At 67.5% G+C, this 26363-nt stretch carries 24 protein-coding genes; 9 read left to right on the top strand and 15 right to left on the bottom strand.

Features of this window, described 5'->3' with window-relative positions; translation table 11 throughout:
• Positions 1 to 18: 18 nt before the first annotated feature.
• The 5 genes from ftsL to dinB all read right to left on the bottom strand — a co-directional run bounded on the left by ftsL (position 19) and on the right by dinB (position 4620).
• On the bottom strand, positions 19 to 690 hold the full coding sequence (gene ftsL / locus ABIB51_RS17220; protein WP_354190168.1) for a cell division protein FtsL: 672 nt from the start codon (positions 688 to 690) through the stop codon (positions 19 to 21).
• Complete coding sequence (gene rsmH / locus ABIB51_RS17215) at positions 687 to 1682, bottom strand: 16S rRNA (cytosine(1402)-N(4))-methyltransferase RsmH (RefSeq protein ID WP_354190166.1); 996 nt, start codon at positions 1680 to 1682, stop codon at positions 687 to 689. The genes ftsL and rsmH overlap by 4 nt, the downstream gene beginning before the upstream one ends.
• Positions 1683 to 1872: 190 nt before the next feature.
• Positions 1873 to 2301, bottom strand: coding sequence for a division/cell wall cluster transcriptional repressor MraZ (gene mraZ / locus ABIB51_RS17210; RefSeq protein ID WP_354190164.1), 429 nt, complete (start codon positions 2299 to 2301; stop codon positions 1873 to 1875).
• 427 nt (positions 2302 to 2728) lie between these two features.
• Positions 2729 to 3103: an SCO2097 family morphological protein gene (locus ABIB51_RS17205; RefSeq protein WP_354190162.1), complete on the bottom strand. Its 375-nt coding sequence runs from the start codon at positions 3101 to 3103 to the stop codon at positions 2729 to 2731.
• 290 nt (positions 3104 to 3393) lie between these two features.
• Positions 3394 to 4620, bottom strand: coding sequence for a DNA polymerase IV (gene dinB, locus ABIB51_RS17200; protein WP_354190160.1), 1227 nt, complete (start codon positions 4618 to 4620; stop codon positions 3394 to 3396).
• Positions 4621 to 4693: 73 nt separating this feature from the next.
• On the opposite strand from dinB, the gene ABIB51_RS17195 reads away from it, so the two are divergent.
• Together ABIB51_RS17195 and ABIB51_RS17190 are read left to right on the top strand one after the other, a co-directional pair.
• Positions 4694 to 5221: a hypothetical protein gene (locus ABIB51_RS17195; protein ID WP_354190158.1), complete on the top strand. Its 528-nt coding sequence runs from the start codon at positions 4694 to 4696 to the stop codon at positions 5219 to 5221.
• Complete coding sequence (locus ABIB51_RS17190; protein WP_354190156.1) at positions 5218 to 6312, top strand: polyprenyl synthetase family protein; 1095 nt, start codon at positions 5218 to 5220, stop codon at positions 6310 to 6312. The genes ABIB51_RS17195 and ABIB51_RS17190 overlap by 4 nt, the downstream gene beginning before the upstream one ends.
• A 72-nt stretch (positions 6313 to 6384) precedes the next feature.
• Here the strand turns inward: ABIB51_RS17190 and ABIB51_RS17185 are convergent, their stop codons facing one another.
• Positions 6385 to 6738, bottom strand: a complete 354-nt coding sequence (locus ABIB51_RS17185) for an Rv2175c family DNA-binding protein (RefSeq protein WP_354190154.1) — start codon at positions 6736 to 6738, stop codon at positions 6385 to 6387.
• A gap of 262 nt (positions 6739 to 7000) precedes the next feature.
• Here ABIB51_RS17185 and ABIB51_RS17180 point away from each other — a divergent pair, with 262 nt between their 5' ends.
• Positions 7001 to 8389 carry a LysM peptidoglycan-binding domain-containing protein gene (locus tag ABIB51_RS17180; protein WP_354190152.1) on the top strand — a complete coding sequence of 463 codons (1389 nt, stop codon included), beginning with the start codon at positions 7001 to 7003 and terminating at the stop codon, positions 8387 to 8389.
• A gap of 120 nt (positions 8390 to 8509) precedes the next feature.
• The gene (locus tag ABIB51_RS17175; protein WP_354190151.1) at positions 8510 to 10651 is read left to right on the top strand and encodes a Stk1 family PASTA domain-containing Ser/Thr kinase; all 2142 of its coding nucleotides are present in this window, start codon (positions 8510 to 8512) and stop codon (positions 10649 to 10651) included.
• An 81-nt stretch (positions 10652 to 10732) separates the two neighbouring features.
• Here the strand turns inward: ABIB51_RS17175 and ABIB51_RS17170 are convergent, their stop codons facing one another.
• A complete protein-coding gene (locus tag ABIB51_RS17170; RefSeq protein ID WP_354190149.1) occupies positions 10733 to 12124 on the bottom strand; it encodes a class II 3-deoxy-7-phosphoheptulonate synthase in 1392 nt (463 codons plus the stop codon).
• Positions 12125 to 12188: 64 nt separating this feature from the next.
• Positions 12189 to 12929 (bottom strand): lysophospholipid acyltransferase family protein, encoded by a 741-nt coding sequence (locus ABIB51_RS17165; RefSeq protein ID WP_354190147.1) that lies wholly within the window; start codon positions 12927 to 12929, stop codon positions 12189 to 12191.
• A gap of 111 nt (positions 12930 to 13040) precedes the next feature.
• Between ABIB51_RS17165 and ABIB51_RS17160 the strand changes: the two genes are divergently transcribed.
• Genes ABIB51_RS17160 through ABIB51_RS17150 form a run of 3 tightly spaced genes read left to right on the top strand, consistent with a single transcriptional unit; the run spans position 13041 to position 15224 of the window.
• Positions 13041 to 13859, top strand: coding sequence for an alpha/beta hydrolase (locus tag ABIB51_RS17160; protein WP_354190145.1), 819 nt, complete (start codon positions 13041 to 13043; stop codon positions 13857 to 13859).
• Positions 13856 to 14659, top strand: coding sequence for an alpha/beta hydrolase (locus ABIB51_RS17155; RefSeq protein WP_354190143.1), 804 nt, complete (start codon positions 13856 to 13858; stop codon positions 14657 to 14659). Before ABIB51_RS17160 ends, ABIB51_RS17155 begins: the two co-directional genes overlap by 4 nt.
• Positions 14652 to 15224 carry a hypothetical protein gene (locus tag ABIB51_RS17150; RefSeq protein ID WP_354190141.1) on the top strand — a complete coding sequence of 191 codons (573 nt, stop codon included), beginning with the start codon at positions 14652 to 14654 and terminating at the stop codon, positions 15222 to 15224. The genes ABIB51_RS17155 and ABIB51_RS17150 overlap by 8 nt, the downstream gene beginning before the upstream one ends.
• 29 nt (positions 15225 to 15253) lie before the next feature.
• Here the strand turns inward: ABIB51_RS17150 and ABIB51_RS17145 are convergent, their stop codons facing one another.
• Positions 15254 to 16345: an ROK family glucokinase gene (locus tag ABIB51_RS17145; protein ID WP_502916163.1), complete on the bottom strand. Its 1092-nt coding sequence runs from the start codon at positions 16343 to 16345 to the stop codon at positions 15254 to 15256.
• A 203-nt stretch (positions 16346 to 16548) separates the two neighbouring features.
• Between ABIB51_RS17145 and ABIB51_RS17140 the strand changes: the two genes are divergently transcribed.
• Positions 16549 to 18369 carry an AMP-dependent synthetase/ligase gene (locus tag ABIB51_RS17140; protein WP_354190139.1) on the top strand — a complete coding sequence of 607 codons (1821 nt, stop codon included), beginning with the start codon at positions 16549 to 16551 and terminating at the stop codon, positions 18367 to 18369.
• A 108-nt stretch (positions 18370 to 18477) separates the two neighbouring features.
• On the opposite strand, the gene ABIB51_RS17135 is transcribed toward ABIB51_RS17140, so the two are convergent.
• On the bottom strand, positions 18478 to 21873 hold the full coding sequence (locus ABIB51_RS17135) for a pyruvate carboxylase (RefSeq protein WP_354190137.1): 3396 nt from the start codon (positions 21871 to 21873) through the stop codon (positions 18478 to 18480).
• Positions 21874 to 22182: 309 nt separating this feature from the next.
• Here ABIB51_RS17135 and ABIB51_RS17130 point away from each other — a divergent pair, with 309 nt between their 5' ends.
• Positions 22183 to 23019 (top strand): ParA family protein, encoded by an 837-nt coding sequence (locus ABIB51_RS17130; protein WP_354190135.1) that lies wholly within the window; start codon positions 22183 to 22185, stop codon positions 23017 to 23019.
• A gap of 92 nt (positions 23020 to 23111) precedes the next feature.
• Here the strand turns inward: ABIB51_RS17130 and ABIB51_RS17125 are convergent, their stop codons facing one another.
• From ABIB51_RS17125 to gcvH, 5 genes are all read right to left on the bottom strand, one after another.
• Positions 23112 to 23708, bottom strand: coding sequence for a MerR family transcriptional regulator (locus ABIB51_RS17125; protein WP_354190133.1), 597 nt, complete (start codon positions 23706 to 23708; stop codon positions 23112 to 23114).
• A gap of 263 nt (positions 23709 to 23971) precedes the next feature.
• The gene (locus ABIB51_RS17120) at positions 23972 to 24475 is read right to left on the bottom strand and encodes a bifunctional nuclease family protein (protein ID WP_354190131.1); all 504 of its coding nucleotides are present in this window, start codon (positions 24473 to 24475) and stop codon (positions 23972 to 23974) included.
• Positions 24475 to 25191 carry a transcriptional regulator FtsR gene (gene ftsR / locus ABIB51_RS17115; protein ID WP_354190129.1) on the bottom strand — a complete coding sequence of 239 codons (717 nt, stop codon included), beginning with the start codon at positions 25189 to 25191 and terminating at the stop codon, positions 24475 to 24477. Before ftsR ends, ABIB51_RS17120 begins: the two co-directional genes overlap by 1 nt.
• 23 nt (positions 25192 to 25214) lie before the next feature.
• The gene (locus tag ABIB51_RS17110; protein ID WP_354190127.1) at positions 25215 to 25691 is read right to left on the bottom strand and encodes an FHA domain-containing protein; all 477 of its coding nucleotides are present in this window, start codon (positions 25689 to 25691) and stop codon (positions 25215 to 25217) included.
• A gap of 139 nt (positions 25692 to 25830) precedes the next feature.
• Positions 25831 to 26217 carry a glycine cleavage system protein GcvH gene (gcvH, locus tag ABIB51_RS17105; RefSeq protein ID WP_354190126.1) on the bottom strand — a complete coding sequence of 129 codons (387 nt, stop codon included), beginning with the start codon at positions 26215 to 26217 and terminating at the stop codon, positions 25831 to 25833.
• Positions 26218 to 26363: the final 146 nt, after the last annotated feature.

The following is a 26363-nucleotide window of genomic DNA, read 5'->3' as shown; positions in this document are numbered from 1 at the left end:
CTGGTGATCCGTCCTGGGTTACTGTCCGGGGACCCTCTGGGCGGGGGCCGGGACGGATCCGCCGTGGAGTTCCGCTGCGGGCGGTGCCGGTTTTGCTGCGGCAGCCGGTGCGGCGGGGTCTGCTGCGCCGGGGGCCGCTGCTTCTGCCGGCACGTCGGCCGCCGGCTTGCGGCTCATGAGCGGCTCGTTGTTGGCGGCGGGCGGGACGACGTTGAGCTGGCCTGCGACGGCCGGCGCGGCGATGACCGCACCGGGGGCGTCGCCCTTCACCGCGGCCTTGGCCTTGCCGGTGACGGTCAGGGTGGACAGGTCGATCTGGCCCTTGCCGGTGGAGGCCACCATGCCCAGCTCGGTGGCTTTCGCCGCCAGGTTCTGGGGGGCGTCGAAGTTCTGCACCTGCTGGGTGAGATCCTGGTTCTGCTTCGTCAGGGTCAGCTGGTCGCTCCTGAGCTGGACCAGCTGGTACTGCGCGGTGGAGACGGAGATGTTGAGGACCAGCACTGCCATCAGCGCGACGGCCAGGATGCCGAAGCAGAGCACGACGAACGGGGCCCGGCGCTTGCGCGGGGCCGAACGTACGAGCGAGAGCGGGGTGCGGGCCTTGCGGGCCGGACCGGGGTTCAGGCCGGGTAGGGCGCGGGCAGTGGCGCCAGTGGCAACGGGGAAACGGTTGACGGCGGCGGTGCTCATGCGGTTCTCCTGGCTTTGATGCGTTCCACGGCGCGGAGCCGGGCGGAAGCTGCGCGCGGGTTCTCGGCAATTTCGGCGGCGGTGGGCACCTCGGTGCCCTTCGTCAGGGTCTTCAGTTCGGCCTTGTGTTCCTCAAGCTCCACCGGGAAACCGAGCGGGGCAGAAGATTTGGAGCCGGCCTGGAAGAAGCCCTTGACGATCTTGTCCTCCAGCGAGTGATAGGACATGACGACGACGCGGCCGCCGAGGGCGATGGCGTTGACCGCCGCGGGGATCGCGCGCTCTAGCACGTCGAGTTCCTCGTTGACCTCGATGCGGAGCGCCTGGAAAGTGCGCTTGGCCGGGTGCCCGCCGGATTTCGCGGCGCCCGCCGGGACAACCCCGCGGATCTGTTCGACGAGCTCACCGGTGGTGGTGAACGGCTTGGCGGCGCGGGCGGCGACGATCCTGTTGGCGATGCGGCCGGCGAACTTCTCTTCGCCCCACTTCCGGATGATCCGGACGAGGTCCTCCTCGCTGTAGTTGTTGACGACGTCGGCGGCGGTCTGGCCGCGGCTCGTGTCCATCCGCATATCCAGCGGAGCATCGAAGGAGTAGGCAAAACCGCGTTCCCGCTCGTCGAGCTGGAGCGAGGAGACTCCCAGGTCCATCAGGACGCCGTGGACCTGCGTGAAGCCGAGGTCCGCCAGGACTTCCGGGATTTCGTCGTATACGGCGTGCACGAGGTCGATCCGGACGTCGAAGGGCTTGAGCCGCTCCCCCGCCAGTGCCAGGGCTTCCTCGTCGCGGTCGATGCCGACCAGGTGGAGATCCGGGAAGCGCTGGAGCATGGCCTCGGAGTGCCCGCCCATGCCGAGGGTGGCGTCGATGACCACCGGGGCCTCGCCGCGGCTGCGGGCCGACTCGAATCCCGGTGCCAACAAATTGATGCACCGGTCCTTGAGGACCGGTACATGCCGTTCGGACGTGGGCTTCTGGTGAGGGTCAGTCATGCCTGCGTCCTTTCCTTGTCCGGGCGTGCTTGCCGTGCTGCCTGCGCAGCTGCGTTCCGCTTCTTGATCCAGATCCCCATCCGCGCCTACCCGGCGTCCGCCTGGCTCCGGGGAAGTGAGCCAGGAAAACAACTGGATGGGCGGCTGGAGATCTCGATCAAGAAACATCGTGTGCTGGTGGTGGTGGGGCTCAGAGAATCCCCGGTATGGCGTCGTCGGTCTCCGAGAAGGCTGTTTCCTTTTCGGCCAGGTACTCATTCCAGGCTTGGGCGTCCCAGATCTCCGCGCGGGTACCGGCGCCGATGACGGCCAGTTCCCTGCTGAGCCCTGCGTATTCCCGGAGCGCCGGCGGAATCGTCACGCGCCCCTGCTTGTCAGGTACCTCGTCAGAGGCTCCAGAGAGGAAAACCCGGATGTAGTCACGCGCCTGCTTGCTGGAGATTGGAGCCTCCCGCATCTGCTCGTGAACCCGGCCGAATTCAGCCTCACTGAAGACATAGATGCAACGTTCCTGGCCCCTTGTGAGAACCAGCCCGCCGGCAAGTTCCTCGCGGAACTTTGCGGGAAGGATAATCCGGCCCTTTTCGTCCAGACGCGGCGAATGTGTGCCGAGAAACACGGCCCACCGCCTGTCTGTTCGTAGGAAGCCCAACGTCCCCTTGCTGCCACTACCCTCTTACGTCCTCCACATTACTCCACATCCCTCCACAGTCAACGACACGCCGAAGAAGACTGCGTATTTTCAGGGTCAAGTGGGTCCGGAAGATCCGCGCAGCGGCAACGAATCGGGCCTGGTGGTGCGTAGTGGAGGGATTCCCGCCTCCGGCACGGACGGGACCCCGGAATTCACGACGCCCGGGCACGGGCCGGGGCCCGCAGCGTCCGGGAAGGACGGTGGATCGCCCCCTGTGGCACCAAAATGAGCCGATGTGACGGGGTTTTAGCGGGTTTAACGGGTGTTAACGGCAAAAGACCCGCCGGAGCGGGTCTCTTGCGCCTGCCGGGCTAGCCCGGTGGTGGGAAATGGAGGACGGGCCCGGCGCGGCTCAGGGCTCGCCCCGGTGCCGTTCGTCCCAGCGTTCCTCGAGGTTGCTCATAAACGAACTCCTCGGCTTTCCGGACTTCCGGCCGGATCCTGCGGCCCTCGCCTTGCCGGCCGCCGAACTGCGCATGGTCGCAAAGTAGACGCCGGCCCCCATCACGATGAAGCCGAGGACTCCAACGAAGATGTTCTGGACGGTGACGCCCACCAGCAGGAGCATGACGCCGGCCAGGGTGGCCAGAACCCCGATCACCAGATGACGGGTAGACCAGGAACGTCCCGGGTCCGAGCCCATTGAGCTGGCGAACTTGGGATCGTCCTCATGCAGCTGCTTCTCAAGTTGCTCAAGCAACTTCTGTTCGTGCTCCGAGAGCGGCATCACGACCTCCTTTAAGTCGGCCAACGTCCAGACTTGGCGCGGCCAGCGTACCTAACCCCATAACGACCGGGATTCCGGTGTGGTTCCCGTCCGCCGTCGTTGGTCGATTCGGGTTCCCACGAGTGGAGTTCCACGGCCCCTTCCGGGCTGTTCAGCTGGTCACGTATCAGCCCGAACGCTCGTTCCAAGTCGTTCTAAACCTACGTATATCTAGGATAGTTTGTTGCGGCCTGTTCTGAAAGACGCTGTGCAAGCTTGGCACACCCAAAACGCCGCCCCGGGCCTAAGAATCAGCCCGAGCCACTGCCGGGGTCCAGAAGACGGGCCGGGAGCACCGATTTTGTCCCGAATTTTCGCGTCACCGCGTCCAGCGCCTGTTCCGCGGCCCGCCAGTTGTCATCCCGGCGGTCCAGGCTCAGCTGAAGCGGCGCCTGGGCAGCTTCCTCCAGCTGCTCGGCCCGGATGCCGACGAGCCGTACCGTCATCGGCCGGTCCCCGACGGATGCCAGGAGCTGGACTGCCACGGCGTAGAGCAGCTGGGCGCTGTCGATCGGGGTGCTGACGGTCCGGCTTCGGGTGATGGTGGAAAAGTCCGCGTACCGGAGCTTGAGCGCGACGGTGCGGGCATGCATGCCGGCGCCGCGCAGCCGCTCCGCCGTGCGGTGTGAGAGCCGCAGCAGTTCGCGGTGCAAGAGCGCCTCGTCGGCTGTGTCCACCGCAAAGGTCTCTTCGGCCCCGATGCTCTTTTCCAGCCGGACCGGTGTTACCGGACGGGGATCGATACCCCAGGAGAGGTTGTAGACGTGTTCGCCGGAGGAGCCGAGAACCTTGCGCAGGGACGGCAGCGGCGAGGCGGCGACGTCCGCCACGGTGCGGATGCCCATCCTGGCCAGCACGTCGACGGTCTTGGCGCCGACGCCCCAGAGTGCGTTGACCGGAAGGCTGTGAAGGTAGGGAACTGTCTCATCCGGCCCGATCAGGAGCAGTCCGTCCGGTTTGCACCGGGTGGAGGCGATTTTCGCCACGAACTTGCTGGCCGCGATGCCGACGGATGCGGTGATGCCCAGTTCCCGGTGGACCCGGGCGCGGATGAGTTCGCCGATCTCACGCGGCGTGCCCAGCCGGCGGATCGCTCCGCCGACGTCCAGGAAGGCCTCATCCACACTCAGCGGCTCCACGAGATCGGTGATCGAGCCGAAGATTGCCATGATCTGTCCGGAGACTTCGTAGTACAGCTTGTGGCGCGGTTCGATGATGACGGCCGAGGGGCACATGCGCGCCGCCACCACCATCGGCATCGCCGATCGCACCCCGAACGCGCGGGCTTCGTAGGAGGCTGACAGCACGACGGAGCGGTCCGCCGGGTAGCCGACGATGACGGGTTTGCCCTTGAGTTGGGACCGGGTGCGCAGCTCCACGGAGACAAAAAACGCGTCCATGTCCACGTGCAGGATGCTGCTGCGCCGGAGTTCGCGAAGCGTCGCTTCAAGCTGCTGTTTATCCCTGTCCGGCCCCACACTGCAATCCTATGCCCAGGGACTGACTAAACTGGAGGCTGAATCCGGCGTCAACACCAGGAGGAAAGTCCCTGTGAAGGTTTTTGGAGAGCGCAAACGTGCTGCGGTTGCCGTTATTGCGGCAGGCGCCATCATGGCCCTGGCCGCTTGCACACCCGCCGCCCCCGGGACCACTTCCTCGTCGTCGGCGCCCGCGGCGTCCTCGACCGCCCCGCCCACCACCACCGCGCCGCCGAGCCCCTCAGCGGAGCCCGGCACGTCGGCGACGGTGGGGGCCATGGTGCCGGGCTTCCCGCAGCAACTGCTGCCGCTCATGCCCGGGGCAAAGGTGGTCTCGAGCAGTTTCGACAAGACCACGGTGCCTGCCACGGTGGCACTGGTCGGCAGCATCACCGCCCCGGCCGCGACGGCCCTGGCGTTCTATACGACCCAGCTGGAGGCCCAGGGCTTCAAGGCTGTTCCGGGTGAGACCGTGGGCTCGGTCCCGTCCAAGGACTTCCTGCGCGGTGATAGCGAGACGGTCAACATCTCGGTCGTGGAGACCGCGGGCGTCTCGACGTTCACCATCGGCGCAAACGTCGCCGCTGAGTCCGTCAAGTGACCCTCGCCGAGCAGCTGCGCCTCGAGCAGACTGACTACGTTGCCGCTGTCGCCGGCAAGCTCACCGATTTCCTGACCCACCGCCAGGCCATCATGTCCTCGATCTCCCAGGACATCGATCCGCTGATGGGCTCCATCTCCAACCTAGTCACCGGCGGCAAGAGGCTGCGGGCACTCATGTGCTACTGGGGCTGGCGCGGCGCGGGCGGCGAGGCCGGGGCGGGCGAAGTGGTCACGGCCGGTTCCGCCCTGGAACTGTTCCAGGCCGCCGCGCTGATCCACGATGACATCATTGACCGCTCGGACACTCGCCGCGGCGGGCCCAGTGTGCACAGGCGCTTCAGCGATCTTCATGAGACCCAGGGCTGGGCGCTGGACAGCGAGCGGTTCGGCCACGCGGCGGCCATCCTGACCGGGGACCTGTGCCTGTCCTTCAGCGAGGAGTCCTTCACCGAGATCGGGGACCGCGCGGCCTCCGGCAGCCAGGCGCGGCTCATCTTCAACCTCATGCGGGCCGAGGTCATGGCCGGCCAGTACCTCGATATCCTCGAAGAGGTCGCAGGCCCGCGGCGGGACCGGGCGGGCGCCGTCAGCCGGGCCCAGTCCATCATCCGCTTCAAGTCGGCCAAATACTCCACCGAGCATCCGCTGGCCCTGGGCGGTGCCCTGGCTGGCGCGTCCGTCGAATTGCTCCGCGGATACTCGGCCTTTGCCCTTCCGCTCGGCGAGGCCTTCCAGCTCCGGGACGACGTGCTCGGGGTCTTCGGCGATCCGGTCACCACCGGCAAGCCCGCAGGCGACGACCTGCGCGAAGGCAAGCGGACCGTGCTGGTGGCACTGGCGCTGGATCAGGCCACGCCGCAGGAATCGGAGTTCATTGACGCCAAGCTGGGCAGCCCTGAGCTGGACGAGGCCGACGTCGACGAGATCCGGCGGATCATCGTGGACTGCGGTGCGCTGCAGGCGACCGAGGTGCTGATTGAAGAGTTCGGGCGGGCCGCCTTCGAGGCCCTGGACCTGCTGCCGCTGGAGGAACTGCCCAAGACGGCGCTCCGGAAGCTGGCCGAGGCCACGGTCAGCCGCACTGCCTAAGGGCAGTGCGGCCGGTGGTTCAATTCTCTCCCGGGGAGTTCCGTGTCCGGACTCCCCGGAGTGTAGTGCGTGCTACCAGGCGAGCGACTGTGCCCGGCGGCGGATCTCGGTCTTGCGTCCCTCACGGAGGGCATCGATCGGGCGTCCGCGCAGGGATTCGTCCGGCGTAAAGAGCCACGTGATGAGTTCCTCGTCCGAGTAGCCGGCGTCCGCGAGGACCACAATTGTGCCCTTCAGGCTCTCGACGGCGTGGCCCTCCTGGATGAAAGCCGCGGGCACCGAACGAATACGCCGGTCGCCGACCCTCAGTGCCGCCAGTGCGCGTTCATCGAGGAGCGCATGGACCTTCGTAATGGAAACATTCAGAAGCTGGGCAACATCGGGCAGGGGCAGCCATTCGCCCACAAGGCTTTCTACAGTACTCACGGATCAAGATTGCCACGGCTGACGCGTCTGCGCCTAGTCGGGACCGGGCTGTTGCCGCACACCCCGAGGCCTTCGATCGATATTTTCCCCGACACTCCGGAAGTGTTCGTTTGCAGAATGTCCAACAGTTCTTGTGCTAATTCCCAAATCGTGAGAGATTCACATAGATCACATTTGTAACAGCAATAACTTTGGTCACACTAGTCACTCCAGTAACACCGGCCTGACCGCAGCGTTCTCCGCTGAGAAGAGGATCTTTCCCATGACGACGTCACGTTCGCCGAAGCACCCGGCCAGGCCCAGCCTGCCGATGATTGCGGCCACGACGGCTGCCCTCCCCGCCGTCGTCCTTTCGTCTTTGGCGATCGCGCAGCCGGCGGCGGCCGAGTCCCGCAGCCGCGCCATCCCCGCGACGCTCGCCGCTGCCATGCGCGCACAGGCGCAGACCGCCACGGCGCTGGCCTCCGCAATGATTCCGTCCAGTTCGGTCTCCGCGGCCATCCCCAGCTCGTTCCGTCCGGCCCAGGTCCAGGCACCCGCGGAATACACGATCGCGCGCGGCGACACGATCAGCGGAATCGCCGGCAAATTCGGCCTCGACACCAATGCCGTCCTGACGCTGAACAACCTGCAGGCCAACACCATCATTTACCCGGGGCAGAAGATCAAGCTGGGCGGCAACCCGCCCGCCCCGGCAGCTCCGGCAGCGACTCCCGCCCCGGCAGCTCCGGCCTCCACCGGCAGCGCGTACACCGTCAAGGCCGGTGACACCCTGGGCGCCATCGCGGCCCGCCACGGCGTCAAGCTTTCCGAGGTCTTCGGCTGGAACGGGCTCAACATGGGCTCCATCATCTACCCGGGCCAGAAGATCAAGATCGGCGCCGGCACTGCCGCGCCGTCGGCTCCGTCCCCCGCCCCGGCAGCACCGGCTCCGGTGGCACCGGCAGCGACTCCCGCCCCGGCAGCTCCGGCCTCCGGCTCGTACACCATCAAGGCCGGTGACACCCTGTCGGGCATCGCGGCCAAGAACGGGGTCAAGCTCGCCGACATTCTCTCGGCCAACCGGCTGACCATGAGCAGCATCATCTACCCCGGCCAGAAGCTGGTGCTTTCGGGCGGCTCCATCGCCCCGGCCTCGAGCCAGCCTCCCGCGACCGTGACACCGCTGGTGCCCAGCACCTTCCTCGGCTTCACCTACCCGGCCGCCGTCGTCAGCTCCGCCAACGAGAACAAGGCATTGCTGAACGCGTCCCCGGCCCCCAGCCGCGCGCAGATGAAGTCAATCGTGGCCGACACGGCCCGCCGGATGGGCGTGGACGTTTCCCTGGCACTGGCGTTTGCCCTGCAGGAATCCGGCTTCGACCACCGCTCCGTGTCCCCCGCCAACGCGATCGGCACCATGCAGGTCATCCCGTCCTCGGGCGAGTGGGCCTCGGATCTGGTGGGCCGCAAGCTGAACCTGCTGGACCCGTATGACAACGCCACAGCCGGCGTCGCCATTATCCGCCAGCTGGTCCGCACCAGCAGTGACCTCGACAACGCGGTCGCAGGTTACTACCAGGGCCAGTACTCGGTCAGCCAGCACGGAATGTTCGAGGACACCGAGCAGTACGTGGCGTCCATCAAGGCACACCAGAAGACCTTCGGCTAAGTCCGAGGGCCAACACCAGCGGGGCGTCCAGGCACTTTTGCCGGCCCCGGCGAATAACGATACGGGTCCGGATCGCATGTTGATTCGGACCCGTTTCCGTGCAGCGACTAGGATCGTAAGGTGCAGGAATACACGTCGGACCCTCTCGTTGGCACCTTGGTGGATGGCCGGTACCTTGTTCAGTCCAGGCTGGCCAGCGGCGGGATGTCCACGGTCTACCGGGCCACGGACCGCCGCCTCGAGCGCGACGTGGCGCTCAAGGTGCTGCACCCGCACATGGCCGGCGACCCCCAGTTCCTGGACCGGCTCGGCCGTGAAGCCAAGGCCGCGGCCCGCCTGTCCCACCCGCATGTCGTCGGTGTCCTGGACCAGGGCGAAGACGCACGGATCGCCTACCTTGTGATGGAGTACATCAAGGGGCACACCCTGCGGGACGTCATCAGGGAAAAGGGCGCGCTCCCGCCGCGCCTGGCCCTGGCCCTGATCGACCCTGTTGTTGAAGGGCTGGGAGCGGCCCACGACGCCGGCCTCATCCATCGGGACATCAAACCCGAAAACGTACTCATTGCCGACGACGGCCGGATCAAGGTCGGCGACTTCGGGCTGGCCCGGGCCATCTCGACGTCGACCAGCACCGGCGCGCTGATCGGGACAGTCGCCTACCTCTCCCCCGAACTGGTGCTCGGCAAGCAGGCTGACGCCCGCAGCGACATTTACTCGGTCGGCATCATGCTGTACGAGATGATCACCGGCCAACAGCCGTTCGACGGCGACGTCCCCATCCAGGTGGCCTACCAGCACGTCAACTCAACCGTGGGTGCCCCCTCGGCCCTCGTGCCGGGCCTTGCCGGGGAACTCGATGAGCTGGTGCAGTGGTGCACCGCCAACGATCCGGACCAACGGCCGGTGGACGGGAACTCGCTGCTCTCCGAGCTGCGCCACATCCGCACCAACCTCAGTGACGCCGAACTCGACATCCAGCCCCCGGCGGCCCGCCGCAGCGTGCTGCCCGTCGTGGCGCCGCCGCCGCGTCCGCCGGGTTCCGGCCGGCCCTCCGAAGCACCCCCGGCCGACCCCCGGGACGAGTCCGGGGCCCAGTCCCGCACCGAAGTGCTCGGCGGGATCCAGCAGCCCACCGCGATCATCTCCCGGGGCAGCAATCCCACGTCCGTGATGTCCGCGCCGCCCAGGCGCCCGGCCTACGGCCCGCTCTCCACCCCGGAGGAAGCTCCGGACGAGATCCCGGACCTCACCGACCGGCAAGCCGCCGTGGCCGCCCCCAGCAAGCGTGTCCTGCGCAAGCAGGACCGCGACGAGGAGAAGGAGCGCCAGCGGGCTGCGGCCACCCCCGTCCGGAACCTGCGGGAAGGCAACGCACGACGCCGCGGGCTGCTGTGGATCGTGCTGCTGGTCATTGCTGCGCTGCTCGCCGCCGGTGCCGGCTGGTTCTTCGGCATGGGCCCCGGCTCCCCCGGAACCATCCCCGCACTGGCGAACAAGACCGTGGCCGAGGCGCAGCAGCTGCTGCGCACGGCCGGCTTCGAGTCCACCACCAAGGACGTCTACGACGACGACGTCGCGGCGGGGCTGGTCGTCGGTTCGGAACCCGAAACGGGGCAGGTCATCCGGAAGTTCCAGACGGTGTCCCTGGCCGTCTCCAAGGGGCCTGAGCTGTTCCCGTTGCCGGAGCTGACCGGGAAGAGCCTGGACGAGGGCAAGGCGGCCCTCAACGGCTCCGGGATGGCCCTGGGAAAGATCACCGAGACCTTCGATGAGACGGCGGCCGCCGGCACCGTCCTGGCCCAGGCCCCGCCGAGCGGCACCGCCGTGCGGCACGGCACCCCGTTGGACCTGACGGTGTCCAAAGGTCCGCAGCCGATCCCGGTGCCGGATATGCGCGGCCAGGAACAGGGCGCGGCGGTCAAGGCCATCGAAGCGGCCGGACTGAAAGCCGTCGTCTCCCCCGAAACGGTCAACGACCGGCAGGTCCCCAAGGGCGCCGTCGTGGCGCAGGACCCGGCCTCCGGCAACCTCACCAGGGGCGGAGCGGTGACGCTGACCATTTCCAAGGGCCCCAGGCTCGTGGACGTCCCCAACTTCATCGGCAAGCAGGCCAACGAGGCCCGCAAGGCGCTCGAGGACCTCGGTTTTGAGGTCCGCGTGGAGAACATCTTCGGCGGCTTCTTCGGCACGGTCCGGGAACAGGACCCGAAGGGCACCAAGGCCCCCGAGGGCTCACTGGTCACGCTCCAGGTGGTCTGACCACAGTCCATACAGTTGTTAACGAGCTCCGCCCGGCTGAAACCAGCCGGGCGGAGCTTTTTGTTGCCGGGGTGCTGTTCCCTAGCGCTTGGACAGGGCGCCGGCCACGAGGAAGGCCATCTCCAGCGACTGCATGTGGTTCAGGCGCGGGTCGCAGACGGATTCGTAGCGGTCCAGGAAGGCTTCCTGGTCCACCGGGTCCGCACCGCCGAGGCACTCGGCCACGTCGTCGCCGGTCATCTCCACGTGCAGGCCGCCCGGGACGGTGCCGAGGGCGTGGTGGACCTCGAAGAAGCCGCGCACCTCATCGATGACGTCGTCGAAGTTGCGGGTCTTGTAGCCGTTGGGCGAGGTGACCGTGTTGCCGTGCATGGGGTCTGTGACCCACAGGACCTGCGCGCCGGAGGCGGTGACGCGCTCCACGATTGCGGGCAGTTTCTCCCGGATGTTGGCGGCGCCCATCCGGGTGATGAACGTGAGGCGGCCCGGCTCGCGGTCCGGGTCGAGCTTGTCGATGAGGCGCAGTGCGTCGTCGCCGCTCGTGGACGGGCCCAGCTTCACACCGATGGGGTTGCGGACGCGGGAGAGGAAATCGACGTGCGCGTTGTCGAGTTCCCGGGTCCGCTCGCCGATCCACAGGAAATGCGCCGAGGTGTCGTACGGGAAGCCGGTGCGCGAATCGATCCGGGTGAGGGCGCGTTCGTAGTCCAGCAGGAGTGCCTCGTGGCTGGCGTAGAACTCCACGCGCTTGAGCGCTTCGAAGTCGGCGCCGCAGGAAGCCATGAACTTGATGGCCCGGTCGATGTCCCGCGCCAGCGATTCGTAGCGGGCGTGGGCTGGGTTCTCCGTGAAGCCCTTGTTCCACTGGTGCACGAGGCGCAGGTCCGCGAAACCGCCCTGGGTGAAGGCGCGGATCAGGTTCAGGGTGGAGGCCGAGGTGTGGTAGGCCTTGAGCATGCGGCTGGCGTCGTGGGCGCGGGACCCGGGGGTGAAGTCATAGCCGTTGACGATGTCGCCGCGGTACGCCGGCAGTGTCACGCCGTCGCGGGTCTCGTCATTGGAGGAGCGCGGCTTGGCGAACTGGCCTGCCATGCGTCCCATCTTGATCACCGGCATGGCCGCGCCGTAGGTCAGGACAACCGCCATCTGGAGGATGGTGCGGACCCGGGCGCTGATCTTGTCCGCGGTGGCGGCCTCGAATGTCTCCGCGCAGTCGCCGCCCTGGAGCAGGAACGCCCTGCCCTGCGCCGCGGCGGCGAGCCGTTCGCGCAGGATGTCGACTTCGCCCGCGAAAACGAGCGGCGGGAGGACGGAGAGCTCCTTGATCGAGGATTCAAAGACGGCCTGATCCGACCAGCTCGGCTGCTGGGAAGCCGGCAGCTCCCGCCAGTTGTCCAGTCCGGGATAGTTGGCGGCACCGCTCTGGGCCGTGCTGGTCATGGAAGAGGTCGAAGGCGCAAATAGCTCAGTCACCCTCTAAGGATAGTTGCCTTGCGGGGATCAATGGAGCCGTCCGTCATTGACAGGGCAGCGACCGTCACACACTTCCGGGTGTTGCGGCGTCGCCGGGGGTCCCGCCCTCGGGTTTGTCCGTGGCCTTGCCGGCGAGCCGGAGCTTCACGACGGCGGCGTACTCGTCGACGTATTCCTGGCCGGAGAGGCGCATCAGTTCATACATGATCTCGTCCGTGACGGACCGCTGGATCAGCCGGTCATCCTCCATACCGTAGTACCGGCTGAAGTCCAGCGGTTCCCCGAAGATCATGCCGATGCGCCGGATGTTGGGCATCCGCTTCCCGATCGGCTGGACTTTGTCGGTGCCGATCATGGCGACCGGGATGACGGGGACCCGTGCCTGCAGAGCCAGACGCGCCACGCCCACCTTGCCGCGGTAGAGCCTTGCGTCGGGGCTGCGCGTGCCCTCGGGGTAGATGCCCAGCAGGGAGCCGTGCTTCAGCACATTCATGCCGGCGTCGAGCGACTGCGCCGAAGCCGCTCCCCCGGACCTGTCCATCGGCAGCTGGTTGGTCAGCCGGAAGAAGGCTGCGGTCAGCTTGCCCTTGATGCCCTTGCCCGTGAAGTATTCCGACTTCGCCAGGAACACCACGGGACGCGGCACCATCAGCGGCATGAAAATTGAATCGGAGAAGGAGAGGTGGTTCGAGGCGAGGATGGCGGCGCCCTCGGCGGGGACATGGTCCATGCCCTTGACCCAGGGCCGGAACAGCGTCTTCAACACCGGTCCCAGAACGAACGTCTTCATGAACCAATAGAACAAGGGGGGTACCTCTCCGGAAGGCGTCCGGCCGGCCCTCCGTCGGGTCCGGCCCGGACTTCAATGACACCCTACTCTAGTGAGTTTTGTGCCGAACAGTGACACGATGGGCACATGACCGGAAGCAGCACTCCCCTGGCGCCCGCAGCGTTCAGCTACCCCGGCCATGGCGCCAACGCGCGCACCGGGGTGGCGATCTGCCACGGCTTCACCGGCAGCCCGCTCAGTGTCCTTCCCTGGGCCGAGCACCTCGCGGAACGCGGCTTCGCGGTGACCGTCCCCCTGCTGCCGGGCCACGGCACCGACTGGCGGGACCTGGCGCGCCACGGCTGGCAGGACTGGTACGCGGCTTTCGAGGCCGCCTACCTCGAACTCGCCGCCGGGACCCGGGACTGCTTCGTCGCCGGGCTCTCGATGGGCGGAACGATCGCCCTGCGCACCGCGGCGCGGCATCAGAGCGCCGGGGTCGCCGTCGTCAATCCCGGTCTGAGCTTCTACGACCGCAGGGTGCGGTACATCGGGCTGCTGAAGTACTTCCAGCGGACCACAGTCCCGGTCGCGGAGCAGAACCCGACCGCGTCGCCCACCGAGGACGGTGACTATTCACTGACCCCGCTGGAGGCGGTCCACCAGCTCAGCCGCTTGTTCAAGGCGACCGCCCGGGACCTTCCCGGCGTGCGGGCGCCTGCCTTGGTGTTCAAATCGGACGCCGACGTCGTGGTCCCGCCGTCCTCCCTGGAGCTGCTGCGGCGCCGCCTTGGCTCCCGCGAGCTGGACGTGGTCGCGCTGCCGCACAGCGGACACGTGGCCACGCTCGACGTCGATGCGCCCCTGATCTTTGAACAATCCACCAGGTTCTTCCTGCAGCACGCAGCCGCTCCCGCCGTGCCGCCGGCCCCGCCATCGTCCGCACCAGCCCCGGAGACCCCATGACCATCAGCCCCGACCACACGCCGTTCAGCAGCCCGTTCACCGGAACGGGCCCCCGGACCGGCGTCGTGGTGTCCCACGGCTTCACCGGCAGCCCGCACGGTGTCCGGGACTGGGCGGCGTCGCTGGCCGATGCAGGCTACGCCGTGCGGATGCCGCTGCTGCCCGGGCACGGCACCAGCTGGCAGGACCTGGCCCGGACGCGCTGGCAGGACTGGCACGCCGGTCTGGACGCCGCCTATCGGGAACTCGCCGATGAATGCGAGCACGTGGTGGTGGCCGGCCTGTCCATGGGCGGGGCCCTCGCGCTCCGGATCGCCGCCACCAGGCCGGTGGCCGGCGTCGTGGTGGTGAACCCGGGACTCGTGATCGATGACCGCCGCGCCCCGCTGGCCGGCATCCTCAAACTCGTGCTCAAGAGCACCCCGGCGATCGCCAACGACATCCTCAAGGAAGGCATCGAGGAAGGCGCCTATCCCCGGACGCCGGTCGCGGCAGCCCATGAGCTCAACAAGATGTTCAAGGACACGGTGCGCCTGCTGCCGCGGATCACGGCTCCGGTCCGGGTCTACCGCTCCACGGTGGACCATGTGGTCTCCGATTCGAGCATGCTGGCGCTGCGCCGCGGCCTCACACATGCCCCGCTGGAGGTCATCCGCCTCGAAAACAGCTATCACGTGGCTACCATGGACAATGACGCGCCCGAGATCTTCCGCGGCACGGCCGAGTTCATCCGCTCGGTGGTTGCCGCCGGCACTGCGGGCGCGGCCAACGCTAGCCAGAAGGACACGTCAGATGACTAGACCGGACCCCAACACCCCGGATTCCGGAGCCAACCAGGACGACGCCGTCTGGCTGGACCTTGTGGCGCGGCTTGAGGCCGGCTCCGGACCGGACGCCGCGGAGCCCGGCGGCCCGGCAGGGGATCCCCCGGCGGCCCGGCCCTTCAGCGACTTCGATCCGCTGGGCCTCTCCGGCGCCCCGCCCGTCGAGCTGTCCGCCAAGGAACGGCTAGCCCAGTCACCGGCGTCCCCGGGAGTCCCGGGCGCGCCCGGCTCCCCGGACGGGATCGAAGCCCCGGGCGGACCGGCGGCTCCCGCCGGGCCGCGGGACTACGAGGCCGAGGACGATGACCCCTTTGTCCCGGAGGAGCCGCCCAGCCTCGCCGGCGCGGACCCGATGACGGTGCTGGCCTGGCTCGGCGCGGTCGGCGGCCCGATCGCCCTGTTGATGTCCGCCATGTTCTGGCGCACCGCACCGCTGACGGCAATCCTGGGCATGGTCGCCGTGTTCGCGGCGTCGGTGATCTTCCTGATCATGAAGCTGCCGGGCGAACACGACGAGCACGACGACGGCGCCCGCGTCTAGGGCTGTCCCCTCCCGGCAGCAGCTTCCCGCTAGCTGTGCATGCGGCTGCTGACCCGGGACAGATCGGCGGCACCGATCAGGCCGGCGTTCGGCCCGAGGGCTGCAAGCTCGATCCGGGCCGCGGGACGGAAGCCGCGTCCCGTCAGGTTCCTGGCGAAGGCCTTCCGGGCCGGCGCCACGAGCAGTTCACCGGCGTCACACAGCCCGCCGCCGATGACGAACGTGCCGGGGTCCAGCGCGGCAGCGAGGTTTGCCAGCCCCAGTCCAAGCCACTCGCCGACGTCCTCGATGAGCTCGCGCGACGTCCGGTCCCCGGCTTCGGCGAGCTCGGTGACGATCACGCCGGTGATGCTCTCCACGTCGCCGTGCACCGCTTTCAGGAGCTCCTGGGCCACCGGGGAGTTGGCGGCCGCCAGTTCCCGGGCCTCGCGCCCCAGCGCATTTCCGGAGGCGTACTGCTCCCAGCAGCCGCGGTTGCCGCATTCGCAGCGGTGGCCGCCCGGCACAATGATCTGGTGGCCGAATTCCCCGGCCACGCCGAAGCGGCCCCGCTCCAGGCGCCCGTCCATCACCATGGCGCCGCCGATTCCGGTGCCGAGGGTGATGCAGACCAGCCGGTTCTCGGCCCGCCCGGCCCCGAAACGCCACTCGGCCCAGCCGGCCGCGTCGGCGTCGTTGGTCAGGAGCACGGGACGGCGCAGCAGCCGCTGCAGATTGTCCCTCAATGGTTCATTGCGCCAGGCCAGATGCGGGCTGAACAGCACCGTCCCGCCGTCGAGGTCCATCCAGCCGGCGGCGCCGATTCCGACCGACCAGATCCGGTGTCCCCGGCCGAGTTCCTCGACGAGTTCGACGATGACCTGTTCCACGGCCCGGGGATCATTGCCCGGGGTGGAGCGCTTGGCCTGGCTCAGGATCCGCCCGTCCGCATCCACCACCCCGGCCGCCACCTTGGTGCCGCCGATGTCGACGCCGATCGCGAGGCCCTTGCGCCCCAGCCTCAAGTGTTCGCGCAAGCCCTGTCCCGCGGCCATGGCGCCGGCACCGGCGCGGGTCCTGCGCCGCCAGGCGGCCGTCCGGCGGTAGGGGGCTGGCTGCGGGCCGGGCGTCGGTGTCTGCATGGTTCCATATTCTATTCACCGGACGGCCCTGCACCCCGGAGGCAGGCCCAGCCCGGGCATCCGGGGTTTCCCGCGGCCGCCTGCGGAAGGGGCCTTAACCATAAAGTTACCCGTCAGTAGGTGTTGGAGAACACACCGGATGCGGCCCGCATACTAGTCTTAGCTGTACCCCCTGCGGGTCTATGGATATCAAAGGAGCTATCGTGCGAGAAATCAGTGTCCCGCCCCTGGTGAACGTCCCCCCGGAAACTAACGTGACGGACCTGGTGCTGCGCCAGGCCGCCAAGGCTTCCAACCCCGCGCTGTTCTCGCGGCTCGACGCCGCGGGCCAGTGGCAGGACGTCCGCGCCACCGATTTCCTGGCCGACGCCTCCCTGCTCGCCAAGGGCATGATGGCCAGCGGCGTCGCCGCGGGCGACAGGGTCGGCATCATGTCCCGCACCCGCTACGAATGGGCCCTCGTCGACTTCGCCATCTGGTTCGCCGGCGCCGTCTCCGTCCCCATCTATGAGACTTCTTCGCCCTCGCAGGTCGCCTGGAACCTTGGCGATTCCGGCGCCGTGGCCGCCTTCGGCGAGTCCGCCCACCACGAGGACATCATCCGGCAGGCCGCGACGTCCGAGGGCCTGACCGCCCTCGCCCACGTCTGGCAGCTCGACGGCACGGGCCTCGACGAGGTCCGCTCCGCCGGTGCCGGCATCAGCGACGATCAACTGGAGGCGCGCCGCAGCATGGCGGGCCTGAAGGACATCGCCACCATCATCTACACCTCGGGCACCACCGGCCGGCCCAAGGGCTGCGAGCTGACCCACGGCAACTTCGTGGAACTCTCCGAGAATGTGCTGGCCACCTCGCTGGGCACGGTCGTGCACGAGCACGCCAAGACCATCATGTTCCTGCCGATGGCCCACGTCTTCGCGCGCTTCATCTCGGTGCTGGCGGTGGCCGCCGGCGTAACAGTCGCGCACACCCCCGACATCAAGAACCTCCTGCCGGACCTGCAGAGCTACCGGCCCACCTTCATCCTCGCGGTCCCGCGCGTGTTCGAAAAGGTCTACAACTCCGCACTGACCAAGGCCGAGGACGGCGGCAAGGGCGCCATCTTCCACCGGGCCGCGGACACCGCCATCGCCTACTCCCGGGCCAGGCAGACCGGCAAGGTGGGCCTCGGGCTCCGGCTCCAGCACGCGTTGTTCGACAGGCTCGTGTACGGAAAGCTGCGCGCCGCGATGGGCGGCCAGGTGGCCCACGCCGTGTCCGGCGGCGGTCCCCTCGGGGAACGGCTGGGGCACTTCTTCCAGGGCATCGGCATGCAGATCCTGGAAGGCTACGGACTGACCGAGACGACGGCTCCCGTCACGGTGAACACGCCCCAGCTGATCAGGATCGGCACGGTCGGCGCGCCGATTCCCGGCAACGCCGTCAGGATCGCCGACGACGGCGAGATCCTCGCCAAGGGCGTCTGCGTCATGCGCGGCTACTTCAAGCGCGATGACCTCTCCGCCGAGTCCTTCGAGGACGGCTGGCTGCGCACCGGCGATATCGGGCAGCTCGATGAGCAGGGCTTCCTGACCATCACCGGGCGCAAGAAGGAAATCATCGTCACGGCCGGCGGCAAGAACGTGGTTCCGGCCCTGCTGGAGGACCAGATCCGCGCCGACGCGCTGGTCTCGCAGGTGCTCGTGGTCGGAGACAACCGTCCGTTCATCGGCGCCCTCGTCACCCTCGACGAGGATGCCCTGCCGGGCTGGCTGAACCGCCACGGGTTGCCCGCCGCGACCACCCTGGCCGAGGCCACGGAGCACACCGCGGTCAAGGCCGCGGTGCAGGAACTGATCAACCACGCCAACCAGTCCGTGTCGCAGGCCGAGGCCATCAAGTCCTTCCGGATCGTGGCGGCCGACTTCACCGAGGCTTCCGGTCATCTGACCCCCTCCATGAAGGTCAAGCGGGCCCAGGTCATGAAGGACTTCGAGACCGTGATCGAGGACATGTACAGCGCCCCGCGTCCCACCCACGCGTAGCAGCCACACAACTGCAAAGAAGGGTCCTTCCGGCTTAGGCCGGAAGGACCCTTCTTCGTTGTCCGCTATTTGTCCGCTAGGGCGCGGTACCGCGGGGTGTGGCTGTGGCTACCCGATGACCAGCAGCAGGTCGCCGCCCTGGACCTGCTCGATAGCGCCCACGGCGAGCCGGGACACGGTGCCGGCGACTGGCGTCGTGATGGACGCTTCCATCTTCATGGCCTCGATCGTGGCCACCGTATCCCCCGCCTTGACCGTGTCCCCGCTCTTGACGGTCAGGGTGACGGCGCCGGCGAACGGTGCGGCCACCTGGCCTGGCTGGGACACGTCGGCGCGTTCGGCGGCCTTGACGTTGCTGACCACGGAGCGGTCCCGGACCACCACCGGCCGGGACTGTCCGTTGAGGGTGCACATCACGGTGCGCATGCCCTTCTCGTCCGGTTCCGAGACGGCCTCGAGCGAGGCGATCAGGCGCACGCCCTTCTCCAGCTCGATCTCGTGCTCCGCGCCCCGCTGCAGCCCGAACAGGTAGTCCCGGGTGTCCAGGACCGAAAGGTTCCCGTAGGTTTCCACACTCTTCTGGTAGTCCTTGGTGGGACCGGCGAAGAGGAGGCGGTTGAGGGTCTGCTGCCGGGTCCGGGAGTCGCCCTGGAGCGCGGCGCTGTCCTCGGCGCTGAGCTCGACGTCGCGGACCTTGATGGTGCGCCCCTGCAGGGCCTTGGTCCGGAAGGGTTCCGGCCAGCCTCCGGGCGGGTCGCCCAGTTCACCGGAGAGGAATCCGATTACCGAATCCGGGATGTCGTACTTCTGCGGGTTCTCGTTGAAATCGGCGGGATCGGCGTTGAGCCCGACCAGGTGCAGGGCCAGGTCGCCCACCACCTTGGAGGACGGGGTGACCTTGACCAGCCGGCCCAGGATCCGGTCCGCTGCGGTGTACATGTCCTCGATGGCCTCGAACCGCTCACCGAGGCCGAGCGCGATGGCCTGCTGGCGCAGGTTGGAGAGCTGGCCGCCTGGGATTTCGTGCTGGTAGACGCGGCCCGTCGGGCCCGGCAGCCCGGATTCGAAGGGTGCGTATACCCTCCGGACGGCCTCCCAGTAAGGTTCCAGGGCGCACACGTTCGCGAGGTTGAGTCCGGTGTCGCGCGGGGTGTGGGCAAGCGCGGCGACGAGGGCGGAGGCCGAGGGCTGGCTGGTGGTGCCGGCCAGGGAAGCCGAGGCCACGTCCACCGCGTCCACGCCGGCATCCACAGCCGCCAGCAGGGTGGCCAGCTGGCCGCCTGCGGTGTCGTGGGTGTGCAGGTGCACCGGAAGGTCGAACCGTTCCCGCAGGGCAGTGACCAGGCGCGCGGCAGCCGCAGGGCGCAGCAGCCCGGCCATGTCCTTGATGGCCAGGATGTGGGCGCCGGCGTCGACGATCTTCTGGGCCAGCTCAAGGTAGTAGTCCAGCGTGTAAAGCTTTTCCTCCGGATCCAGCATGTCCGCGGTGTAGCAGAGGGCGACCTCCGCGACGGCGGTGCCGGTCTCGCGGACCGCCCGGATGGCCGGTGCCATCTGGTTGACGTCGTTGAGTGCGTCGAAGATGCGGAAGATGTCGATGCCCGTCGCGGCGGCCTCGTTGACGAACGCCACCGTGACTTCCTCGGGGTACGGCGTGTAACCGACCGTGTTGCGGCCGCGCAGGAGCATCTGCAGGCAGACGTTCGGCAGCGCCTTGCGCAGCGCGGCCAGCCGGTCCCAGGGGTCCTCGCCCAGGAACCGCAGCGCGACGTCGTAGGTGGCTCCGCCCCATGCCTCGACGGACAGCAGTTCCGGGAGCAGCTTGGTGACTGCCGGTCCGGCCGCCACGAGGTCCCGGGTCCGGACCCTGGTGGCGAGGAGGGACTGGTGCGCGTCGCGGAACGTCGTGTCCGTGACTGCGACGGCGACCTGCGCGCGTAGGGCCTGCGCGAACGCCTCAGGCCCGAGTTCCTGCAGCCGCTGCCGGGAGCCGGGCCGGGCCGCGGAGTCGTCCACGGAAGGAAGCTTGTCGGCCGGGTCACTGTGGACCGTGAGCTCGCCGTTGGGCTTGTTGACGGTGACCTCGGCCAGCCAGGTCAGCAGCTTGGTCCCGCGGTCCGCAGAGACGCGCGCCTTCAGCAGCTGGGGGCGTTCGTCAATGAATGAGGTCGCCACGTTGCCGGCGACGAAGTCCTGATCGTCCAGCACGGCCTGCAGGAAGGAGATATTGGTGGATACTCCGCGGATGCGGAACTCGGCCAGGGCGCGGCGGGCGCGGGCCACGGCGGCGGGGTAGTCACGGCCGCGGCAGGTCAGCTTCACCAGCAACGAGTCGAAGTGCGGGCTGATTTCGGCGCCCGAGTAAACGGTGCCGCCGTCGAGCCGGACGCCGGCGCCGCCGGCGGAACGGTAGCCGGTGATCTTGCCGACGTCGGGCCGGAAGCCGTTGGCCGGATCTTCGGTGGTGATGCGGCACTGCAGGGCTGCGCCCTTGAGCTGCACTGTCTCCTGCGAGAGGCCGAGGTCCGCGAGGGTCTCCCCCGCGGCGATGCGCAGCTGCGCCTGGACGAGGTCGACGTCGGTCACTTCTTCCGTGACGGTGTGCTCGACCTGGATGCGCGGGTTCATTTCGATGAACACGTGCTGCCCGGCCCGCTCCCCCACGGTGTCCACGAGGAACTCCACGGTGCCGGCGTTGACGTAGTTCAGGGCCTTGGCGAACTTCACGGCGTCGCGGTAGAGCGCCTGCCGGATGCCCTCGTCGAGGTTCGGCGCCGGGGCGATCTCGATGACTTTCTGGTGCCGGCGCTGGATGGAGCAGTCACGCTCAAAGAGGTGCATGACGTTGCCCTCGGCGTCGGCCAGGATCTGGACCTCGATGTGGCGGGGGCGCAGGACTGCCTGCTCGAGGAACATGGTGGGATCGCCGAACGCGGCATCGGCTTCGCGCATGGCGGCCTGCAGCGCTTCGGGCAGCGCCTCCCGCGTGTCCACGCGGCGCATGCCGCGGCCACCGCCGCCGGCGACGGCTTTGGCGAAGATGGGGAAGCCGATCTCGTCAGCGGCCGCAATGAGCACGTCGACGTCCTTGGACGGCTGGCTGGACTTGAGCACGGGAACGCCGGCCTTGCGGGCTGCCTCGAGGGCGGCGACCTTGTTGCCGGCCAGTTCCAGGACCTCGGCCGGCGGGCCGACGAACGTGATGCCGGCTTCGGCAGCGGCCCGGGCCAGCCGCGGGTTCTCGGAGAGGAAGCCGTAGCCGGGGTAGATCGCGTCGGCCCCGGATTCCTTGGCCACCCGGACCACCTCGTCGACGTCGAGGTACGCCCGGACAGGGTGGCCCTCTTCGCCGATCAGATAGGCCTCATCGGCCTTCTGGCGGTGGATCGAGTTCCGGTCCTCGTTGGGGAACACTGCAACGGTCTTGGCACCGAGTTCATAGCCGGCGCGGAAGGCACGGATCGCGATTTCGCCGCGGTTGGCCACCAGAATCTTGGAAAACATACTTCTCCTGCATCTTTGCGGGCGGTTCGGTAAGTGCTCACAGTGTCTAAGACCCCCGTAGGCAAACACAAATCATTGTGGTGACTGTCACAGCATTATGCGTCACGTATGCCTGTTGCGCGCAAGGCCGCCGGGCTACCGGCGGAACCTTCCCGACGATCTTCCGCCCCTCCACCCGATGTGACGGGATTCGACGGGCCGTCCACATATGATGAGTGGGTGGGTGGCGCAAGCACGCCCCGGCTCCTTGGAACGCAGGGGCCGGCAGGACCCCGTCCCGGCAACCGGCGTTAGGTATTGGTTTTTCAAGTGCAAGTAGTCAGCATCAGCAGCCTCAAAGGCGGTGTCGGCAAGACATCGGTGACCACCGGCTTGGCGTCCGCGGCATTGGCCGCCGGCATCCCCACCCTCGTCGTCGACCTTGACCCCCATGCGGATGCCAGCACGGCCCTCGGCGTCCGGCCCGGAGAGCAGCTCGATATTGGCAGGATGCTCAAATCCCCGCGGCGCGCGCACTTGGCGGACAACGTCGTCCCCAGCGGCTGGGTGGAACGGGCCGGAAGCAACGGATCCTCCGCCGCAGGCTCAGCTCCGTCGGTCCTGGATGTCGCGGTCGGCTCCGCCTATACCGGCATCTACGACCGTCCTGACCTTGGCCGCCGCGATCTGCGCAGGCTCTCCTCCGTGCTGGCAGGAGCCGAAGGCTACGAACTGGTCCTCGTCGACTGCCCGCCGTCGCTCAACGGACTCACCAGGATGGCCTGGTCCGCGAGCGACAAAGTGACCCTCGTGGCCGAACCCGGGCTGTTCTCCGTCGCCGGCACCGAACGCACGATGCGGGCCATCCAGCTGTTCCGCAACGAGTTCGCCCCCAACCTGTCCCCGGCCGGGATCGTCGCCAACCGGGTGCGCACCGGGTCCGCTGAACACACCTTCAGGCTTTCCGAAATGCAGTCCATGTTCGGTGAACTGCTCCTGGCCCCGCATATCCCGGAACAGGCCAACTGGCAGCAGATCCAGGGCGCGGCACATGCCATCCATCACTGGCCCGGAGATTCGGCCAAGAACGCCTCGGCGCTTTTCGACGCGCTCCTGGCGAACCTGCTCAAATCCAACGGCAACGTCCGCGGCCGCAGCCAGCGCTAGCCTCCAACAGACCGCCGACAGCAAAGGCCGCCTTCCATCCGGAAGGCGGCCTTTGCTTTAAGTTTCTGCTTTAGGTCTCGTGCGTCTAAGGCTCAGCCGGTTTTGCGGGCGGTCCGGCGCTTGCTGAGTTCGTCGTCCGGAAAGGACTGGTCGACGGCGTGTTCGCTCGGGAGGGCTGCAAGGCTGCCCTCCACCTCACGCCAGACCCGGCCGACGGCGATGCCGAAGACACCCTGTCCGCCCTGGACGAGGTCGATGACTTCATCGGCCGACGTGCACTCATACACGCTGGCGCCGTCGCTCATGAGTGTGATCTGGGCAAGGTCCTCGACGCCGCGTTCCCGCAGGTGCTCGACCGCCGTTCGGATCTGCTGCAGGGAAACGCCGGTGTCCAGGAGCCGCTTGACGACCTTCAGGACCAGGATGTCCCGGAAGCCATAGAGCCGCTGGGAGCCGGATCCGGCGGCGCCGCGAACCGCAGGTTCAACGAGCCCGGTCCGGGCCCAGTAGTCCAGTTGGCGGTAGGTGATGCCGGCAGCCTTGCACGCGGTGGGTCCGCGGTAGCCTGCGTCCTCGTCCAGGACGGGAAGATCCTCAGTGAACAGCAGGCCTTGGGCACCGCTGGCGGGTACCGCGATACCACCCGTCGAGGTCTGCTTGAGCTCGCCCGCTTCGCCTTTCGGACTCACGTGGATCCTCCTTGTCATGGCTCCCCGAAGGAAGTTGCAGCAACAGCCGGTCAGCTGACCAGCTCAGTAACCAGAACACCGCACGAAATGCATCCGTGTAATTCGGCCGGGCTGCACTTTCCAGTGTGACTTGCGCGGCTGTTGTATGCAATGGGAACTTGTACCTCCGACGTTAGGCCTGCCAGGGCCCAAGGTCAAAGACGTTCGCGTTATTCGGGGGGCGTGTCGAAACTTTCATCCTCGACTTTAACCTTAACGTGGTCTCAGCCCGCGAAGTCTTCAGGTTCGACGTCGTCGAGGAACTCGCGGAACCGCCGCAGTTCGCCTTCTTCGTCCACTGCGGGGCCGGGGTGCGTGTCCTCGCCCTCGTCGTGTTCGGTGATCCGCACGCCGGCTTCGTCCATGACGGCGTCGGCGCACCAGATCCGGCACTTGGCCCGGAGCGCGAGGGCCAGCGCGTCGGAGGCCCGCGAACTGACGGTGGTGCCGTCCTCGAACTGGAGCTGTCCGTAGAAGATGTTGTCCTCCACCGCCACGATGTTGACGCTGACGATGCTGTGCCCCAGGGACTCGACGACGTCCACAAGCAGGTCGTGGGTCATCGGGCGGGGCGGGACCACACCCTGCTGGGCGAGGGCGATGGCGCTGGCTTCGGGCGTGCCGATCCAGATCGGCACGTGGCGTTCGCCATGGATCTCTTTGAGCAGGACTAGCGGCTGGTTGGACGGTAACTCAATCCGGACGCCTACGATCTCCACCTCAATCATCAGCTGTCCATCCTCGAGATGCGGTCCAGGACCAGAGCCTGATGCAGGGAGAGGCACAACTCGCTGATTTCCCGTGCCGTCTCGGCGGCGCGCGCGTGGGAGGCTGCGTCCTTGCGCGAGGTCAGGGTCGCCACGGCGCGTTCCACCAGGCCGAATTCGCGTTCGGCGGCGGCCTGGAACGGCCGCAGGTGGCGTGGTTCCAGGCCATGGCTCTCCAGCTGCACGCACGCGCGCGCCACCTGGAGGGCATGTTCGTCGAACTTGCCGTTGACGTGGCCGATCAGGCCGTAGCTCAGGAGCGATTCGAGCAGGGGCACGCTCGCGCCGGATTCCGCGCGGAGCTGTTCCTCGCTCAGGCGGCGCACCCGGTTCTGCAGTTCTGCGGCGAGTTCCACGGACACGATCCGGGGCGACACCGTGACGCCCGGCGGAAGGTTGTCCGGGCGTTCGCCGCGGTCGATCGCGTCGAGATAGTCTTTGATGACTTTCAGCGGAAGGTACTGGTCCCGCTGCAGGGACAGCACGAACCGCAGGCGCTCAACGTCGCTCTCCGCATACTGCCGGTACCCGGCAGGCGTCCGCTGCGGGTTGATGAGCCCCTTCTCTTCCAGGAACCTGATTTTCGACGCAGTCATGTTCGGGAAATCCTCGCTCAACTGAGCCAGGACTTCTCCGATGTTCAGGACCTGGGGTCCGCGCCGTTCCGCTTGTGCCATGGCCACAGGCAGCTACCCCGGAATCAGACGTTGCCTGCTGCGCGGGCAGGGCTCAGGTAGAAGGTGAGGCGGAACTTCCCGATCTGCACTTCGTTGCCGGACTTCAGCTCCACGCTGTCGACGCGGTCATGATTCACGTACGTGCCGTTCAGGCTTCCGGTATCCACGACTTCGAAGCTGCGTGCCGTGCGGCGGAATTCGACGTGACGGCGCGAAACCGTGACGTCGTCAAGGAAGATGTCGGCGTCCGGGTGGCGGCCCGCCGCCGTGGTGTCCGAATCCAGCAGGAAGCGCGCGCCCGTGTTGGGCCCGCTGTGGGCGACCAGCAGGGCAGAGCCGTACGGCAGCGCCTCAACTGCAGCCCGCTCCTCGGTGGAAAGCTTCGGTGTGAAGTGGGGCTCGTCGCGGACCGGCGTGAGGTTGATCGATGTGGTCTCTGAAGCTTTCACTCCACCCGTGCCGTGACCGTCACCGGGGTGGTTCCGTTCGTGCCGAAACATTGAGTCCTCCTCATTCGTTGCAGGTGTCCCCCCTGCAAACAACGCATGCCGTCCGGAAATGCCTGGCAGATCCGGTATTCGGTCCTCCGGCGGACCGTGGTTGGCGTATCCAGCGGTCCGGCCCGAAAGACCGTTTCCTTTAGCCTACCTGTTGTTCGTACTCCGATGCACTGAGCAGCGACTCGACTGCGTCCGGCTCCGCAAGCTTGATTTCGATCAGCCAGCCCTCGCCGTACGGATCTGAATTGATCAAGTCCGAATCGGTGTCCAGCGCGTCGTTCCGGGACACCACTTCGCCGGCAACCGGGGCGTAGATGTCACTGACGCTCTTGGTGGACTCGACTTCGCCGACGACGTCGTTCGCCTTGACCGTTGAGCCCACCTCGGGCATCTGGGCGTAGACGACGTCCCCGAGGGCGTCCTGGGCGAAATCGGTGATGCCCACGCGAACGACCCCGTCGGCGTTCGGGGCCGACACCCATTCGTGTTCTGCGGTGTAGGACAGCTCTTCGGGAATGATGCTCATGACGGGCCTTTCATCGGGAATCACCTAGGTCAGCGGCGGCCAATCGAACTGCCCGCCGCTGAAAAGTATAGGCACAACCGGCCGTGGCCCGGGAGGACTCTGACATGATGATGCGATGACGGAATATGCGCGGGCATCGGTCGGGG

Source organism: Arthrobacter sp. UYCu712, assembly GCF_040547005.1.
GTDB lineage: Bacteria > Actinomycetota > Actinomycetes > Actinomycetales > Micrococcaceae > Arthrobacter.
Note: the sequence above shows the minus strand (reverse complement) of the source record. Positions and strands in the feature narration are given on the sequence as shown.

Coding starts and splice junctions, on each gene's coding strand:
- rsmH (WP_354190166.1), bottom strand. CDS start 1,682: ATGACTGACCCTCACCAGAAGCCCACGTCCGAACGGCATGTACCGGTC.
- ABIB51_RS17120 (WP_354190131.1), bottom strand. CDS start 24,475: ATGATTGAGGTGGAGATCGTAGGCGTCCGGATTGAGTTACCGTCCAAC.
- ABIB51_RS17155 (WP_354190143.1), top strand. CDS start 13,856: ATGACCATCAGCCCCGACCACACGCCGTTCAGCAGCCCGTTCACCGGA.
- ABIB51_RS17135 (WP_354190137.1), bottom strand. CDS start 21,873: ATGTTTTCCAAGATTCTGGTGGCCAACCGCGGCGAAATCGCGATCCGT.
- ftsR (WP_354190129.1), bottom strand. CDS start 25,191: ATGGCACAAGCGGAACGGCGCGGACCCCAGGTCCTGAACATCGGAGAA.
- gcvH (WP_354190126.1), bottom strand. CDS start 26,217: ATGAGCATCATTCCCGAAGAGCTGTCCTACACCGCAGAACACGAATGG.
- ftsL (WP_354190168.1), bottom strand. CDS start 690: ATGAGCACCGCCGCCGTCAACCGTTTCCCCGTTGCCACTGGCGCCACT.
- ABIB51_RS17110 (WP_354190127.1), bottom strand. CDS start 25,691: ATGTTTCGGCACGAACGGAACCACCCCGGTGACGGTCACGGCACGGGT.
- ABIB51_RS17205 (WP_354190162.1), bottom strand. CDS start 3,103: ATGCCGCTCTCGGAGCACGAACAGAAGTTGCTTGAGCAACTTGAGAAG.
- ABIB51_RS17160 (WP_354190145.1), top strand. CDS start 13,041: ATGACCGGAAGCAGCACTCCCCTGGCGCCCGCAGCGTTCAGCTACCCC.
- ABIB51_RS17180 (WP_354190152.1), top strand. CDS start 7,001: ATGACGACGTCACGTTCGCCGAAGCACCCGGCCAGGCCCAGCCTGCCG.
- ABIB51_RS17145 (WP_502916163.1), bottom strand. CDS start 16,345: ATGCAGACACCGACGCCCGGCCCGCAGCCAGCCCCCTACCGCCGGACG.
- ABIB51_RS17150 (WP_354190141.1), top strand. CDS start 14,652: ATGACTAGACCGGACCCCAACACCCCGGATTCCGGAGCCAACCAGGAC.